Origin of the sequence: Agromyces mangrovi (assembly GCF_030296695.1) — a bacterium.
GTDB lineage: Bacteria > Actinomycetota > Actinomycetes > Actinomycetales > Microbacteriaceae > Agromyces > Agromyces mangrovi.
The window spans coordinates 1,509,468-1,524,629 of record NZ_AP027737.1 but is presented as its reverse complement, the minus strand read 5'-3'; the positions used below and the strand labels follow the sequence as shown (position 1 = coordinate 1,524,629).

At 71.3% G+C, this 15,162-nt stretch carries 12 protein-coding genes; 2 read left to right on the top strand and 10 right to left on the bottom strand.

The window, feature by feature from the left end:
* Positions 1–77: 77 nt before the first annotated feature.
* The 5 genes from QUE38_RS07195 to QUE38_RS07175 all read right to left on the bottom strand — a co-directional run bounded on the left by QUE38_RS07195 (position 78) and on the right by QUE38_RS07175 (position 7,664).
* A complete protein-coding gene (locus QUE38_RS07195) occupies positions 78–3,290 on the bottom strand; it encodes an ExeM/NucH family extracellular endonuclease (RefSeq protein WP_286311112.1) in 3,213 nt (1,070 codons plus the stop codon).
* Positions 3,291–3,486: 196 nt separating this feature from the next.
* Positions 3,487–4,287 (bottom strand): ABC transporter permease, encoded by an 801-nt coding sequence (locus QUE38_RS07190; protein ID WP_286311111.1) that lies wholly within the window; start codon positions 4,285–4,287, stop codon positions 3,487–3,489.
* A gap of 10 nt (positions 4,288–4,297) precedes the next feature.
* On the bottom strand, positions 4,298–5,227 hold the full coding sequence (locus QUE38_RS07185) for an ABC transporter permease (protein WP_286311109.1): 930 nt from the start codon (positions 5,225–5,227) through the stop codon (positions 4,298–4,300).
* 90 nt (positions 5,228–5,317) lie between these two features.
* The gene (locus QUE38_RS07180; RefSeq protein WP_286311106.1) at positions 5,318–6,502 is read right to left on the bottom strand and encodes an extracellular solute-binding protein; all 1,185 of its coding nucleotides are present in this window, start codon (positions 6,500–6,502) and stop codon (positions 5,318–5,320) included.
* 67 nt (positions 6,503–6,569) lie between these two features.
* On the bottom strand, positions 6,570–7,664 hold the full coding sequence (locus QUE38_RS07175) for an ABC transporter ATP-binding protein (protein ID WP_433996955.1): 1,095 nt from the start codon (positions 7,662–7,664) through the stop codon (positions 6,570–6,572).
* A 96-nt stretch (positions 7,665–7,760) separates the two neighbouring features.
* Here QUE38_RS07175 and QUE38_RS07170 point away from each other — a divergent pair, with 96 nt between their 5' ends.
* Both QUE38_RS07170 and QUE38_RS07165 read left to right on the top strand, forming a co-directional pair.
* On the top strand, positions 7,761–8,489 hold the full coding sequence (locus tag QUE38_RS07170) for a FadR/GntR family transcriptional regulator (RefSeq protein WP_286311103.1): 729 nt from the start codon (positions 7,761–7,763) through the stop codon (positions 8,487–8,489).
* Positions 8,486–9,256, top strand: a complete 771-nt coding sequence (locus QUE38_RS07165; protein ID WP_286311101.1) for a cache domain-containing protein — start codon at positions 8,486–8,488, stop codon at positions 9,254–9,256. Before QUE38_RS07170 ends, QUE38_RS07165 begins: the two co-directional genes overlap by 4 nt.
* Positions 9,257–9,318: 62 nt before the next feature.
* On the opposite strand, the gene QUE38_RS07160 is transcribed toward QUE38_RS07165, so the two are convergent.
* From QUE38_RS07160 to QUE38_RS07140, 5 genes are all read right to left on the bottom strand, one after another.
* On the bottom strand, positions 9,319–9,825 hold the full coding sequence (locus QUE38_RS07160; RefSeq protein ID WP_286311099.1) for a MarR family winged helix-turn-helix transcriptional regulator: 507 nt from the start codon (positions 9,823–9,825) through the stop codon (positions 9,319–9,321).
* 67 nt (positions 9,826–9,892) lie between these two features.
* Positions 9,893–11,791 carry a vWA domain-containing protein gene (locus QUE38_RS07155; protein WP_286311098.1) on the bottom strand — a complete coding sequence of 633 codons (1,899 nt, stop codon included), beginning with the start codon at positions 11,789–11,791 and terminating at the stop codon, positions 9,893–9,895.
* Positions 11,792–12,002: 211 nt separating this feature from the next.
* Positions 12,003–12,560, bottom strand: coding sequence for a hypothetical protein (locus QUE38_RS07150; protein WP_286311095.1), 558 nt, complete (start codon positions 12,558–12,560; stop codon positions 12,003–12,005).
* A 134-nt stretch (positions 12,561–12,694) separates the two neighbouring features.
* Positions 12,695–14,089 carry an MFS transporter gene (locus QUE38_RS07145; protein ID WP_433996969.1) on the bottom strand — a complete coding sequence of 465 codons (1,395 nt, stop codon included), beginning with the start codon at positions 14,087–14,089 and terminating at the stop codon, positions 12,695–12,697.
* 84 nt (positions 14,090–14,173) lie between these two features.
* Entirely contained in the window at positions 14,174–14,980 is an 807-nt protein-coding gene (locus tag QUE38_RS07140) for a serine protein kinase RIO (RefSeq protein WP_286311093.1), read from the bottom strand.
* Positions 14,981–15,162: the final 182 nt, after the last annotated feature.

The following is a 15,162-nucleotide window of genomic DNA, read 5'->3' as shown; positions in this document are numbered from 1 at the left end:
CAACGGGTCGCGGAGCGTCCCCGGACACGACGATGGCCGCCCCCGAAGGGACGGCCATCGTGCGGTGCGGCGTCAGGTCACTGCATCCAGCGACCTCGCGGCGGGGTCACCGAGATCACCACGGTGTCGGATGCGGTGTTGCCGGCGTGGTCCGTCGCCTCGACCGTCACCGTGTAGGTCGCACCCATGCGGGCGACGACCTCGACCTGGGCGTCGCCGGTCACGCGGATGTCGGCCTTCTTGCCCTCGGCCGTCACCTCGACGATCTCCACGGTCGGCGCGATGCCCGAGTCGTCGGTCGCGTCGATGAGCAGGTCGACGGTCGTCCACGCGGTGTTCGGCGGGAAGACCGTCGCCGGATCGGCCGACACCTCGATCTCCGGCGGCGTGCTGTCGAGCGAGAGGCCCACGATGATCGGGTCGTGGTCGCTCGAGCGGAACGCGTCGGGGGCGTACAGCGCGTCCTGCGCGTCCTTCTTGAACGACATGTCGTAGTCGATCAGGCTCGGCTCGTCGGCGTTGATGTTCCACGCCGCCGCGCCGGTCACCTCGGTCATGAGCCCGCTGCCCGCGAGCGCGTAGTCGAGGTAGCCGAGCTGGCCGTCGAACACGTACGAGTAGGCGTACTCGCCCTGCTCCTGCAGCAGCAGGTCGGCGTAGCCGGCGCCCGTGAACACGTCGATCGGGTCCTCGTGGTCGTACGAGTTGAGGTCGCCGATGACGAGCGCCCGGTTCGCCGTGCCCTGCCCGGTCGGGTCGGTGGCGAGCCAGTCGGTCATCGCCTCGGCCGCGGCCGTGCGGGTCAGGTTGCAGTTGCCCGCACCGTCGTCGAGGTCGGGGTCGGAGACGTCGTCGCAGGCCGAGCCCTTCGACTTCAGGTGGTTGACCACGACCGTGACCTCGCCGCCCGCCGCGTCGGCGAACGTCTGCGCGAGCGCCGGGCGGTTCTTCGAGTCGAGGTACCGGTCGTCGACCGAGCCGTCGAGCAGCGCGAAGTCGCCCACGGGAGTCGCCGTGGCCGTCTTGTAGAGGAACGCCGTGGTGATCTCGTCGGTGCCGATCACGCCGGTGTCGACGTAGTCGTACACCTCGGAGCCGAGCTCGGCGTTCAGCGCCGCCGTGAGCGTCGCGACGGCGCTGGCCGCACCCTCGTCGCCGTTGTTCTCGATCTCGATGAGCCCGAACACGTCGGCGTCGATCTCCGCGAGGGCCGCGACGATCTTCGCCTCCTGGCGGTCGAACTCGTCGGCCGTGTTCGCGCCGCGCGAGTTCAGCGTGGTGAAGTAGTTCAGCACGTTGAAGCTCGAGACGGTGAACTCGCCGCCCACCTCGGGCACCGCGGGCCGCTCGTTGACCGACTCGAACCCGGCACCCTGCGTCGGCTGCACCGACCAGGTGCTGAACCGGTAGTCGAGCACGCCGGTCGCGTCGGTGACCAGGTCGCCGCCGCGGAACAGGTTGTCGAGCGTGAACTCGGCGCCGTTGGGGTGGATCGCCGGGTCGGGGTTCTCCGAGCTCCGGCCGTCGTCGAGGCCGATGCTGTTCAGCGCGTTCTGCTCGGCGAGGTCGATGGCGGGCTGCCCCGGCTCGACGACCGCGGTGGGCGTGAACTGGCGCTCGGTGCCGAGCGAGATCAGGCCGTACCGGCCGTAGTTGTAGAACTCGAGGATCGACAGCGACTGCGGCAGCGTCACGAGCATGCCCTCGAGGGCCTCGCGGTCGGCCTCGGTGGCGGGCAGGGTGAGCTCGGTGGCCTCGGGCAGTTCGACGCCGGTGTCGCACACGACGACCTCGGTCGGGGTGATCTCGGTCAGGCCGAAGTACTCGCTCACCTCGCCCGCGACGATGACCTCGTCGCCCACGTCGACGGATGCCCCGCCTGGCGCGTAGATGAAGATGCCGTCGCTCGTGGCGGCGTCGCCGTCACCGGCGTCCTGGATGTAGTAGCCGTTGAAGCCGCCGACCTGGAAGTCGCCGACGACCACGCCGCTCACGGTCACCGTGGTGCCGTCGGCCGGCGAGGTGTCACCGGAGCCCTGCACCGAGCCGATCGAGACGACGGGCGACTCGCAGTTGATCGGCGGGGGCGGGGGCGCGATGTACGCCTCGTTCAGGGCGCCGGGCGTGTTCCACGCCTCGCCGTCGGCCGGGGTGGCCTCCGGGAACGCCGCGATACCCGCGCGGTTGAACGCATTGCGCACCCAGTCGGCCGCGGAGTCGGTGTCGGTACCGTCGGGGATGCGCGATGCGCCGCCCGGGGCGAACGAGCTGAGGCCGTCGTAGTCCGGACCGAGCGCGGTGCCGCCGTAGGCGACGTCGGCCGAGCCGCCGTCGAAGACCGCCACCGCGTCGGCGAGCGCCGTCCACGGCATGGCGTCGAACGTGCCGTCGTCATCGGTGTCGAGGTCGTCGCCCAGCGCGCCGGTGAACCCCTCCACGAGCAGCAACGACATCGTGCCGTTCTCGAGGGCGCCGTTCTCCAGCTCCGCCAGGTACAGGCCGTCCGCATCGGTCGTGCCGAGCGCGATGACCTCGTCGATCACGCCCGTGGTGGACCCGGAGTCGCCCTCGATCTCGAGCACGGCGTACGAGGAGAGGTCCGTGTCCGGCTCCCCGAAGATCTCGACGTACTCCACGTCGTCGCCCGAGGTGCTCGCCGAGAACTCGTTGATCACCGGGGTCATCGGGCCGGTCGTGCCGCCGCAGTCCGCCGTGTGCGAGCCGAGCCCGTCGAACGTGTTGTTCGCGAAGCCCACCCACTCGACCGCCGGGTCGAACACGTCGTCGACGACCGTGTCGCCGACGCACACCGACGCCATTCGGCGGAGCGTGTTGTCCTGGGTGGAGGTGAGGTCGGTGCCCCACTGGCTGCCCGGGTCGAACCCGACCTGGCCGAGCGAGTCGACCACGGTGCCGGCGTTGCGCAGCAGGATCGCGTCGTCGCCGTTCCAGAGGTTCGCCGAGGTCGTCTGGTCGGCGTAGTCGGAGAGGTCCTCGTCGGCGAAGACGAAGGTGCCGCCCGCGGCCACCGACCCGGTCAGGTCGAACTCGGACGTCGACGACCCGCCGTTGAACGAGACCTGGAGGTCGTAGCCGGTCAGGTCGATCGTCGCGGACGTCGGGTTGTACAGCTCGATCGCCTTGTTGAACGACGACCCCTCGACGTACTCGCTGATGATCAGCTCGCTCGGTTCCACCTCCTCCGCGTGTGCGGGGGCGGCGACGCCCACGGCCAGCAGCGATGCTGCGGCCGCGGCGGCGACGGTGGCTCGACGAACGGGATGTCTCATCAGTGCTCCTCCGGCTTCCGAAGTCCGCGGGCACGCGTGTCCCCCGAACGAGGGAGAGACTAGGCCGCGGCCCGTGTCGTCCGGAAGAGACGCCGAGTTACATCTGCGTGAACCGCACCGATGCGCAGCTCAGGCGGCATCCGTGCTCATCTGAGCAAGGGCCGAGCGGATGCCCCGCCGCGACCCGTCGCGCCGGTCAGCGCCGCTGCTGCTCCGACCCCGACAGCTTCTGCGCGATCGCGATCGGGATGATCGAGACGAGCACCAGCACGACCGCGATGACCGCCACGATCGGCGCCTGGTTCGGCCGGAACATGTTGTTCAGGATGAAGATCGGCAGCGTGGTCACCCCCGACCCGGCCGTGAACGTCGTCACGATGATCTCGTCGAACGACAGCGCGAACGCGAGCAGGCCGCCGGCGAGCAGCGCCGAGCGCAGCTGGGGGAAGGTCACCAGCCGGAAGGTGGTCCACACCCCCGCCCCGAGGTCGGCCGAGGCATCCTCGAGGTTCGTGCCCTGCCGCCGCAACCGGGCGATCACGTTGTTGAACACCGTGACGATGCAGAAGGTGGCGTGGGCGATCACGACGGTCCAGATCGACAGCGGCACGCCCATGATGGTGCGGAAGAAGTTGTTCAGCGCGATGCCGGTGATGATGCCGGGCAGCGCGATCGGCAGGATCACGAGCAGGCTCACGGCGTCGCGCCCGAAGAACGAGAAGCGCTGCAGCGCCAGCGAGATGAGCGTGCCGAGCACCAGCGAGATGATCGTCGCGATGACCGCGACCTGCACGCTCGTGAGCACCGCCTCGAGCGCGCCGGCGCTCGAGAACGCACGGCCCCACCACTCGAGCGTGAAGCCGGGCGGCGGCCAGCTGAGGCTCGTGCTGGTCGAGAACGAGTTCACGAGCACGACGAACAGCGGCACGTACACGATCACGAGGATCAGGGTCGTCAGGGCGCCCAGGGTGACGCGGGCGGCGCGGGAGAGTCGCATCCGATCGCTCCTAGAGGTTGTCGAGGGCGCCGGTGCGACGCACGAGGAAGAGGTAGCCGAAGATGATCACGATCGGGATGAGCGCGATCGCCGACGCGAGCGGGAGGTTGTTCGCCGCGCCGACGTTCGTGTAGACGAGGTTGCCGAGCATCTGGTTCGCGCCGCCGACGATGTTCACCGTGATGTAGTCGCCGAGCGAGAGCGAGAAGCTGAAGATCGTGCCGGCGATGATCGCGGGCATCGCCATCGGCAGCACCACGAGCCGGATCGTCTGCCAGGTCGACCCGCCCAGGTCGCCGGATGCCTCGAGCAGCGAGTCGGGTACCCGCTCGAGCCCCGCGTAGATCGGGAGGATCACGTAGGGCAGCCAGAGGTACGAGAGCGTGATGATCGTGGCCGGCAGCCCGTAGCCGGGCGTGTGCAGGCCGAGGGGCGCGACGAGCCACTCGAGGATGCCGTCCTGCGAGAGCACCGAGCGCCAGGCGTACGCCTTGACCAGGTAGCTCGCCCACAGCGGCGTGAGCACCGCGACGACGAGGGCCCGCTGCAACCGCGGCGAGGCGACCTTCGCCATGAAGAATGCGATCGGCAGGGCCAGTGCGACGTCGATGATGGTGACCGCGAGCGCGACGCCGAGCGTGCGCAGCGTGACGGTCTGGTACAGCGACCCGGTGACGACCGTGATGATGTTGTCGAGCGTGAACTCGGTCGAGATCTGGCCCGTGAAGCTGTCGACGCTCCAGAAGGCGGTGACGAGCAGCGCGGCCAGCGCGACGATGTAGACGAGCCCGAGCCAGAACAGCGGCGCGGAGAGCAGCAGCGCGAGGCGTGCTCGCGGGTGGGTGCTCAGGTAGACGGAGCCGCGGCGGGCGAACGTGTCGCGCGGCGCGGGCACGGGCGTGCGGCCGCGTGCCGGGGCGGGGGCGTCGGTCGTGGTCATCGTTTCCTCGAGCGGATCGGGGTCGGGGTGGGGCGGATGCCCCGGGGTGGGGCGGCCCGTCGGGTGACGGGCCGCCCCAGGGGCATCCGTCTAGCCCTTGATCTCCTGCCAGGCCGTCGTCCAGCCCGCGTAGTCGACGCACTCGACGTCGGTGCGGCCGTCGACGCACTCGGCGATCGGGGTGGTCCAGTACCAGATCTGCGAGGCGTACTCCTCGTCACCGGCGTGGTAGGCCTCGCACGAGCCCTCCGAGCGGAACTCGCAGGCCGCCTCGTTCGACGGCGCCTCGCCGAAGTACTCGGTCGCCGCGGCGTTCGCCTCGGGGCTGGCGATGTAGTCGAGCCACGCGTAGGCGCAGTTCGGGCTCTCGGCCTCGGAGGCGATCATCCAGGTGTCCGACCAGCCGGTCGCGCCCTCGTCGGGCAGCACGACGTCGGTCGTCGCACCCGACGCGGCGAGCACGTTCTGGATGACCTGCCAGGTCGTGCCGACGACCGAGTCGCCGGTCTCGAACGCCTGGATCTCCTTCAGGTAGTCGCTCCAGTACTCGCCGATGTGCTCGCGCTGCTGCTTGAGCAGGTCGACCGCTGCTGCGAACTGGGTCTCGTCGAGGGCGTACGGGTTCTCGATGCCGAGCTCGGGCTGGTGGGCCATGAGGTAGACCGCGGCGTCGGCGATGTAGATCGGCGAGTCGTACGCCGTGACCTTGCCGTCGTAGTCGGCCGCCGCGTCGAAGACGACGTCCCACGAGGTCGGGGCCGGGGTCACCTCGTCGGTGTTGTACATGAGCAGGTTCGCGCCGTAGCCGTGGGGAACGCCGTAGGCGACGCCGTCGACCGAGTTCCACTCCTTCTCCTTGAGGAAGTCGTAGATGCCCTCGTAGTTCGGGATGAGGTCGGTGTTGACGGGGGCCACGTCGCCGGCGGCGATGAGGCGCAGGGTGGCGTCGCCCGACGCAGCGACCACGTCGTACTCCCCGGTCTTCATGAGGTTGAACGCCTCGTCGGAGGTGCCGTAGGTCTTCGACGTGACCATGCAGCCGGTGGCCTCCTCGAACGGGGTGACCCAGTCGACGTTCGGGTCGTTCGAGCCGTCCTCGACGTAGCCGGGCCACGCGAGCAGGGAGACCTGGCCCTCGTAGTCGCCGAGCTCGGTCGCGGCCTCGCCGCCGTCGCTCGACCCGGAGGTCGTGCCGCAGGCGGTCAGCACGGCGACCGATGCGACCGCCAGCGCGGTCATGCCGACGCGGGATGCGCGGCGCGTGATGCGTGTCATTCTCTCGTTCTCCTTGGTGTGATGCGGTGGGTGGTGCGGGTGGTGCGGGTGGTGCGGGCCGGTGGGGTCAGGGGCGGGCGGATGCCTCGGGCTGCGGGTCGCGGGCGGCCGCGAGCGCGACCACGTCGGCGTCCCGCCACGCGGCGACCACGCGGTCGCCGCGCGCGTCCGCGTCGCCGCGGTGCTGGTCGTTCTGCTCGAGCACGGTGATGCGCCCGCCGGCGTCGAGGTCGATGACGATGCGCGTCGCGCTGCCGGTGTAGATGAGCTCGGTGATGGTGCCCTCGGCGCGGTGCTCACCGCTGGGGGTCGCGTCGCCGCGCGCGATCTGCACCTTCTCCGGGCGCACCGAGTGCTCGCCGTCGCGCCCGAGCAGGGCGCTCGAGAGCGCGGCGTCGAACAGGTTCGAGGTGCCCACGAAGTCGGCGACGAAGCGCGAGGCGGGCCGCTCGTAGAGCTCGGCCGGCGTGCCGAGCTGCTCGATGCGGCCGGCGTTGAAGACCGCGATGCGGTCGCTCAGGGTGAGCGCCTCGTCCTGGTCGTGGGTGACGAAGATGAACGTGATGCCGAGTTCGCGCTGGATCTGCTTGAGCTCGACCTGCATCTGCTCGCGCAGCTTCAGGTCGAGGGCGCCGAGCGGCTCGTCGAGCAGCAGCACCTTGGGCTGCACGACCGTCGCCCGGGCGAGGGCGACGCGTTGGCGCTGCCCGCCCGAGAGCTGGGCGGGCCGCCGCTCGGCGAAGTCGGCGAGGCGCACCGAGGCGAGTGCCTCACGGGCGCGGGCGAGCCGCTCGCGCCGACCGACGCCGCGCACGCGCAGGCCGTACGCCACGTTGTCGAGCACGGACATGTGGGGGAACAGCGCGTAGTCCTGGAACACGGTGTTGACGTCGCGGTCGAACGGCGCGCGCTCGGTGACGTCGGTGCCGAACAGCTCGATCGTGCCGCTCGTGGGCCGGTCGAAGCCGGCGATGAGGCGCAGCACCGTGGTCTTGCCGGAGCCCGACGGGCCGAGCATCGAGAAGAACTCGCCGGGCTGGATGTCGAGGTCGACGCCGTCGACGGCGGTCAGCGCGCCGAACTCCTTGGTCAGCGCGCGGAGCCGGATGGCGGGCGTTGCTGCGTCCACGTGGGCCTCCTTCGGTGGGATGGAAAGAATCATATGGAGCCATATGTAAACCCGCGAGGCCTGCGTGTTACGGTCGTGTCACATCTTCCGGATGGGGGTCGGATGCCGCAGCTCACGAGGCTTCCCGACGTGACGCGCGCCGTGGTGTTCGCCCCGCTCGACGCCGTCGGCCGCGCCGACCGGGTCGAGCAGCGCATCGGCGACGCGATCGTGCTCGGCGTGCTGCGCGACGGGGAGAAGCTGCCGAGCGAGGCCGAGCTCGCACGCCGCCTCGGCGTCGCCGTCGTGACCGCTCGCGAAGCGCTCGAGGCGCTGCGCGAACGCGGACTCGTGCAGACCCGACGCGGCCGCGAGGGTGGCAGCTTCGTGACCTTCGACCCCGCGGCATCCGATCGGGTCGTCGACGAGCGGCTCGCCGCGATCAGCCGCATCGACATCCGAGACCTCGCCGCCCACTACACCGCGATCGCCGGCACCGCCGCCGAGTTCGCCGCAGACCGTGCGACCGAGGACGACGTGGCGAGCCTGCGGGCGCTCGCCGCCTCCATCGACCCGAACTCGGCGGGGAGCGCCCGACGTGGGCACGGGCGCTTCCGGCTCGACGTCGCCGCCCTCAGCCAGTCGGCGCGCCTCGTGCACGAGGAGCTGCGCCTGCAGGCCGAGTTCGGACCGCTGCTGTGGATGTGCCTGCGCGACACCGACTATCGTGAGCGCAGCCGCGTGGTGCGCGACGAGACGATCGACGCGATCGAGGCCCTCGACCCCCAGCGCGCCCGGCGGATCACCGCCGCCTGGATCGGCGAGGCGATCGCGTGGCTCATCGACGAGAAGACCAGGCGGGAGCGGACGAACACGTGAGCACGAGCACGACGCTGGACACGGACGCCGCGGCGGCGCGCATCGCGGAGACCGTCGACGGCCTCTTCGCCCTGATCGGAACCTGGCGCGACGAGGTCGCCGCGCACGTCGCCGACCGGGTCACGCCGCTGGCCGAGGGACTCGACGCCGTGGTCGAGCGATTCGCGACCGGTGTGCTGGCCGACCCCGACTCCCTCATGACCGGAGCCGGGTTCGTGGCCGCACCGGGCCTGCTCGCCGACGCGCCCTGGCACCTCGCCTGGTGGCTCGGCGACGCGAACACGTTCGGGCTGGAGGGGCGCGAGCCCGCCATCCGCCGCCTCGAGGCGGTCGTCGACCCCGAAGCCGAGAGCTTCCGCGACTACACGACCCTGGAGTGGTGGCGCGTCCCGAGCGCGACCGGCCGTCGGCACCTGACCGGGCCCTACGTCGACTACCTCTGCACCGACGCCTACACCGTGACCATCACGGTGCCCGTGCACGTCGACGGCGAGATGATCGGCGTCGTGGGCGCCGACGTCTACGTGAGCGAGCTGGAGTCCGCGCTCCTGCCGGTGATCGACGCGACCGGGCTCGTCTGCACCGTCGTGAACGCGCGCGGGCGCGTCGTCGCGTCCACCGATGCGCAGCGCGCGGTCGGCACGGTGCTGCGCCTCGAGGGACTTCGAGACGTGCTCGACGGCATCGGCGGCACCCGTGAGCTCGGCGGAGTCGGGCGCGTGCACGCGTGCGGCGACACGACGCTGGCGCTCGTCGTCGAGGGCTGAGCGCGCGGTCGCGGGCGGGCGAGCGGATGCCTCGCCGCACCGCTGCACGCGAGCCCGGCGACTCAGTCGCGCGGCCAGGCCGCGGCGAACCGCCCGAGCAGTTCGGCGAACCGCTCGCGCTCGCTCTCGTCGAATCCCTCCAGCGCTCGCGCGATCGCGGCACGACGCGCGGCCTGCGCCGTCGCGAGCGCCTCGCGGCCCGCGTCGTTCACCACGATCGCGCTGCGTCGGGCGTCGGCGGGGTCGGCCGTGCGCTCGGCGAGGCCGGCATCGACGAGCGCCTGCACGAGGCGGCTCGCGCGCGGCTGGTCGACGCCCACGAGCTCGCCGACCTCGCCGATGGAGAGCGGGCGGTCGGCGCGGGCGAGCGCGCCGAGCACGCGGCCGCGGGCGACACCGGCGAGGCGCCCGCCGCCGTGGCGGTGGGCATGGCCGTCGTGTCCGCGCTCGTGCCTCGGGCCGGCGTGCTCGAGGCGCCCACGCCGGCCGCCGAGGAGTCGGATCTCCTCGAGTGCCGTCTCGACCGCGCGCACGGCGTCCGCGTCGCGCCCGCCTGCGTCCTCAGCCATGCCCATGATGCATGTCACTGTACATGCGCTTGCGCGCGACCACCACGTGGCCACCGCGCGAAGCGGGTCAGAAGCTGGTGACCAGGTCGCCCAGCACGTCCTCGACCTCGAGCGGGTCGGTCGCGTCGTAGTAGTGCGCGCCCGTCGCACCGGAGATCGCCTGGAGCGCCTCGACGTCGGCGTCGGCACCGTAGGCGAGCGTGAAGACGAGCAGGGTGTGCGAGACCTCGTCGAGCGTGGCCAGCATCTCGTCCTCGGTCGTCGTCGGCACCGCCGTGTTGTTCGTGCCGTCGCTCAGCAGCACGATCGCGTTGATGCGTGACGGGTCGTACGCCTGTGACTGGTCGCGGGAGAACGTGTCGACGGCCTCGTACAACGGCGTGTACGCCACGGCCTCGAGCCCGTCGAGCGCTGCGAGGAACTCATCGCGCGAGTCGCCGATGTCCTGCACCGGGCTCACGAGGCCGGGGGTCATGACGCCGTCGCCGCCCGACGAGAACGCGGCGAGGCCGATGTCGTCGCCCGCTGCGAAGTGATCCAGTGCGAGCGTGATCGCGTCCTTCGCGCCCTCGAGGCGCGTCTGGCCGCTCTCGAGCACGTCGTCCATCGAGCCCGAGACGTCGATCAGGAAGAGCACGTTCGCGCGCTTGCGCACGTCGGGGAACGCCTCGTGCACCGCGACGACGACGTCCTGCTCGGGGAACGGCAGCACGCCGACCGGTGCGGGCTCGAGGTTGCCGACCTCGGCGACCTCGTCGCTCAGCACGCCGTTCAGGTCGCGGTAGCCGTAGTCGCGCACGATCTGCTGGCCCTGCTCGGTGCCCGCGTAGCGGATGAAGTCGGCAGCGGCGGCCTGCTGCGCTTCCGAGACCCAGGGGGCGGTGAGCACGACGGCGGGGTTGTCCGCCACGTAGAAGCCGTCGGTGGGGTAGATCGCGACGAGCTTCTCGGCGGGCGGCTCGTCCTCGACGCGGGTCACGCCGTCGCGGCTGACGATGCCGCGGTTGTAGTCCCACACCGACTTCTCGTCGACGATGACCGCCGAGAGGAACTCGGCGGCCGAGCCGCCGCGCTCCTCGGCCTGGCGCGCGTGCCAGAGGAAGTGCTCGGGCGTCGCCATGTAGTGGCTGACGGCGAGCTCGTGCTCGCGGACCGTCTGGGTGACGTCCGCGTCCTCGACCTCGGCGACCGACAGGTCGGCGACCGAGCCCGACGCGCTGCCGTAGGAGACGAGCATCGAGGCCTCGCCGGAGCTGGCGACGACGGGGCTCGTCTTGCCGAGCTGGAACCCGCCCCACTCGGGGTGGCCGAGGTCGGCCCAGAGCTGCACGTCCTCGGACGCGGTGAAGACCTCGTCCCACGTGGGTGCGTCCTCGTCCCAGCCGATGGCGTCGGCGAGCGGTTCGGGCATGGCGAGCACGATGTCGGATGCACCGATGGTCGTGCCGGACTCGGGCACGATGTCGCCGGCGCCCGCGTCGCGCGCGACCGACAGCCAGGATGCCGCGTCGGGAATCCACACGGTGGGCCGCTCGGCGTCGGTGAGGTCGGGGAAGCCCTCGGCGGCATCCTCTGCGGAGATGCCGGACTTGTCCTTCGTGGCGATCACGTCGACGCACGCCCCGTCGACGTCGCGCGGCTGGGCGTTGTAGCCGTTCGCGAGCTCCTGGACCATCTCGGCGTTCTCGAACGAGGAGAGCACGTTGAGCGTCGTGCAGGGACCGGCGCCGTCTGCGGACGCCGGCTCGTCCTGCGGGAAGGTGACCGGGTCGGCCGCGACCTGGGGCTCGCCCACGGCATCCGAGCCCCCGCCGAGGAGGTTCACGGCCACGAGCGTGCCGCCGCCGATCAGCAGGAGCGCCACGACACCGCCCGCGATGATGACCGTCGTCCGCCGTCGCCGACGACGCGCGGCCTCGCGCTGCTCACGGCGCGACCCGCGCCGCGTGGGAACGGACCCGCTCACGCGCACACCTCGCAGCGCCGGGGCGCAGGTGCGGCGGCGTGCTGGACGGGGGTCTCGCCAGAGGGCATCGGGGGGTCCTCGCGAAGGGTCGGCAGGGGTTGAAGGCGAGCATATCGGCAGCCCGGCCCATGGCTCAAAGGGAATGCGCCCCGTCTCGGGGGTTCCCAGCCGCTCCCGACGGATTCTCAGGTCTGGGAGCGCGCGCCCGCACTCAGGCGGTCGAGTTCCACATCCCGATGAACACCGCGGTCCACCACGCCAGCTGCGACGCGATGCCGCTGCCGATGAACCATGCGCGCAGACGGAACGGAAGCGAGTGGAACGACGCCTTCGCGGGCAATCGCCCGAGTTCCCACGTCCATCGCGTGAGGGCGACGCCGTTCAGCGAGAGCACGAGCACGCAGCCGAGCTTGATCACCGTCAGGGGCGATTCGAGCGACGGCTCGAGCAGCGCCCCGCTCGCCAGCAGCCCGGCGAGCCCCGCCCAGATCGGCAGGATGAGCGTCTTGTCGGCCTGCACGACCTCGCGCACGGTGCTCCAGCCGGTCGCCCAGAGCAGCCCGTGCCACTCGACCATGACCACGGCGCCGAGGCCGACCACGAGCGACATGAGGTGCACGAACAGCGCGGGGATGCGCACCCACTCGGGCGGCTCGAGCAGCACGCCCATGCCCACGGAGAAGGCCCACGCGGCGATGACGCCCAGGTACCCGACCGTGCGGATGCGACGGCGCTGCTTGCGCCGGTCGTCGAGCTCTTTCGTCGTCACGAGGTGACCGCCGCCCTCTCGTTCGTTGCGGCGGTGCCGCGGAAGGATCGTGGATGTTCACAGTACCGAAGCGGAACCCCCATCCGTGCCACCTGTGCTGACGCGAGGCGGCGCGGCGACGCGACGCGCGCGTGTCAGTCGAGCGCCTTCGCCTCCACCTTCACCGGGATGAGCAGCGCGAGCCCCACGGCGAGCACGAGCACGATGCCCAGGATGCCGAAGTAGGGCTCCCCGCCGATCGTGACGAACAGCGCGAACATGGTCGGCGCGAGGAAGCTCACGGCCCGCCCGGTCGTGGCGTACAGCCCGAAGACCTCGCCCTCGCGGCCGGCGGGGATGATGCGTGCGAGGAACGTGCGGCTCGCCGACTGCGCGGGTCCGACGAAGAGCGTGAGCGCGAGCCCGGCCGTCCAGAAGACGAGCTGCCCGCCGTCGTGGAGGAAGAACACGATGAGCCCGGATGCCACGAGCCCGGTGAGCGCCGTGATGATCACGGGCTTCGCGCCGAGGCGGTCGTCGAGCACGCCGACCGCGATGGTCGACGCGCCGGCGGTGACGTTCGCGACGATCGCGAAGATGATGACCTCGCCGGCCGAGAACCCGAAGACGGATGCGGCCAGCACGCCGCCGAACGTGAACACGCCCGCGAGCCCGTCGCGGAAGACCGCGCTGGCCAGCAGGAACCACACCACGTTGCGGCGCTCGCGCCAGAGGCGTGCGATGTCGCGGCCGAGGCGACCGTACGAGGCGAAGAACCCGATGCGCTCGCGCGCGGCGGACGCCGGCGGGCGGAACTCGGGCACGCGGAGCAGCACCGGCAACGCGAACACGGCGAACCAGACCGCCGAGACGAGCACCGTGATGCGGATGTCCATGCCGTTCTCGCCGGTCACGCCGAACAGGCCCACGTCGGGGGAGATGAAGCCGAAGTACACGATGAGCAGCAGCACGATGCCGCCCACGTAGCCCATGCCCCAGCCGAAGCCGCTCACGCGGCCGATCGAGGCGGGGGTCGAGACCTGGTTCAGCATGGCGTTGTAGTTGACGCCCGCGAACTCGAAGAACACGTTGCCGGCGGCGAGCAGCACGAGGCCGAGCAGCAGGTACTCGGGCGCCGGCTGCACGAAGAACATCGCGGCGGTGAGCACCACCACGATGTAGGTGTTCACGCCGAGCCACAGCTTGCGGCGCCCGCGGTTGTCGGAGCGCTGGCCCATCACCGGCGCCAGCACCGCGATCAGCAGGCCCGCGGCCGCGAGCGCCCACCCGAGCTGCGCCTCGACGGTGCCTGGCTCGCCGAAGCTCGAGCTCGTGATGTAGACCGTGAAGACGAACGTCGTGACGACCGCGTTGAACGCCGCGGAGCCCCAGTCCCACAGCGCCCAGGAGAGCGCGCCGCGCGGGCGCCCAGCCTGTTCGGCGCCGGGCTCGGCGGTGGCCGTGTCGTTCGGGGGAGGACCGGGGGCTGGGTCATGTGCGGAAGCCTCGCTGCTTCGGGTGAACGGGTGGTGACGTACGGGTGGGTGCAGGCTAGCGCGGAACCCGCGTCAACGGCAGCAGGGGTGCGGACACCTCGGAGCGCGCGTGGCCCCGAGGCATCCGCTCGCCCCCGCCTACCCGAACACGACCGCGACCGCGTCGCCGAACAGCAGCTCGGGGTCGGCGTCGGCGAGCCCGCGGCGCTGGAACCACGCGCACGCGTTCACGCAGTCGCGGTGCAGCAGGTCGAGCCCGTTCGGGTTGCCGACCACGTCGACGATCTGCGGCAGGTCGATCGCGACCACGCGACCGTCGTGCACGAGCAGGTTGTACGGCGAGAGGTCGCCGTGCGCGTAGCCCGCCTGCGCGAACGCGAGCACGAGTGCGCGCACCTGCTCGAACCAGTCGCCGAGCTCGTGCGGCTCGGCGTGCGCCTGCGCGAGCCGGGGAGCGGCCCGCCCGTCGGTGCCGACGAACTCCATGAGCAGCTCCGTGCCCGCGACCTGCACGGGGTACGGCACGGGCAGGCCGGCCGACCAGAGCTCCGAGAGCGCGGCGAACTCGGCGCCCGCCCAGCGACCGGCGGCGAGCGCGCGGCCGTAGGCGGACCCGCGCGCGAGCGCACGGGTGTCGCGCGTCTTCTTCTCGCGACGACCCGCGGTGTAGACGCCCGAGCGGCGGAAGTCGGAGCGGTCGGCGGCCTTGTACCGCTTCGCGGCGAGCACGACGCGCTGCCTGGGGTCGCCGGGCACGGCGCGCTCGACGAGGAACACGTCGGCCTCCTTGCCCGACTTCACGATGCCGAGCTCGGTGTCGACGGCCGAGGCCGAGGTCACGATCCAGCCGGGCCGCGGCTCGGGGCCGCGCTCGGTGGGGGTGGTCGCCGGCCACGTGGACCAGCGTTGCCCGTCGCCGGGTTCGAACTGATCGAACGCGAGCACGGGCCAGGGTGCGCCGGAGGGCGCGAGGTCTTCTCCAGACAATTGGGGTCTCCAGGAACGTGGAGGCCGCCGGTGTCTAGCGGGAGGCCTCCGAGGGAAGGGGGTCGGCGAGGCGCGCGACTTCGACGGTCTGCATGGTCCTCTCCTTCCGTTCCGGATGCCCCGTGGTGGGCGTTTCCGTA

Coding starts and splice junctions, on each gene's coding strand:
- QUE38_RS07195 (WP_286311112.1), bottom strand. CDS start 3,290: ATGAGACATCCCGTTCGTCGAGCCACCGTCGCCGCCGCGGCCGCAGCA.
- QUE38_RS07175 (WP_433996955.1), bottom strand. CDS start 7,664: ATGATTCTTTCCATCCCACCGAAGGAGGCCCACGTGGACGCAGCAACG.
- QUE38_RS07180 (WP_286311106.1), bottom strand. CDS start 6,502: ATGACACGCATCACGCGCCGCGCATCCCGCGTCGGCATGACCGCGCTG.
- QUE38_RS07190 (WP_286311111.1), bottom strand. CDS start 4,287: ATGCGACTCTCCCGCGCCGCCCGCGTCACCCTGGGCGCCCTGACGACC.
- QUE38_RS07185 (WP_286311109.1), bottom strand. CDS start 5,227: ATGACCACGACCGACGCCCCCGCCCCGGCACGCGGCCGCACGCCCGTG.
- QUE38_RS07160 (WP_286311099.1), bottom strand. CDS start 9,825: ATGGCTGAGGACGCAGGCGGGCGCGACGCGGACGCCGTGCGCGCGGTC.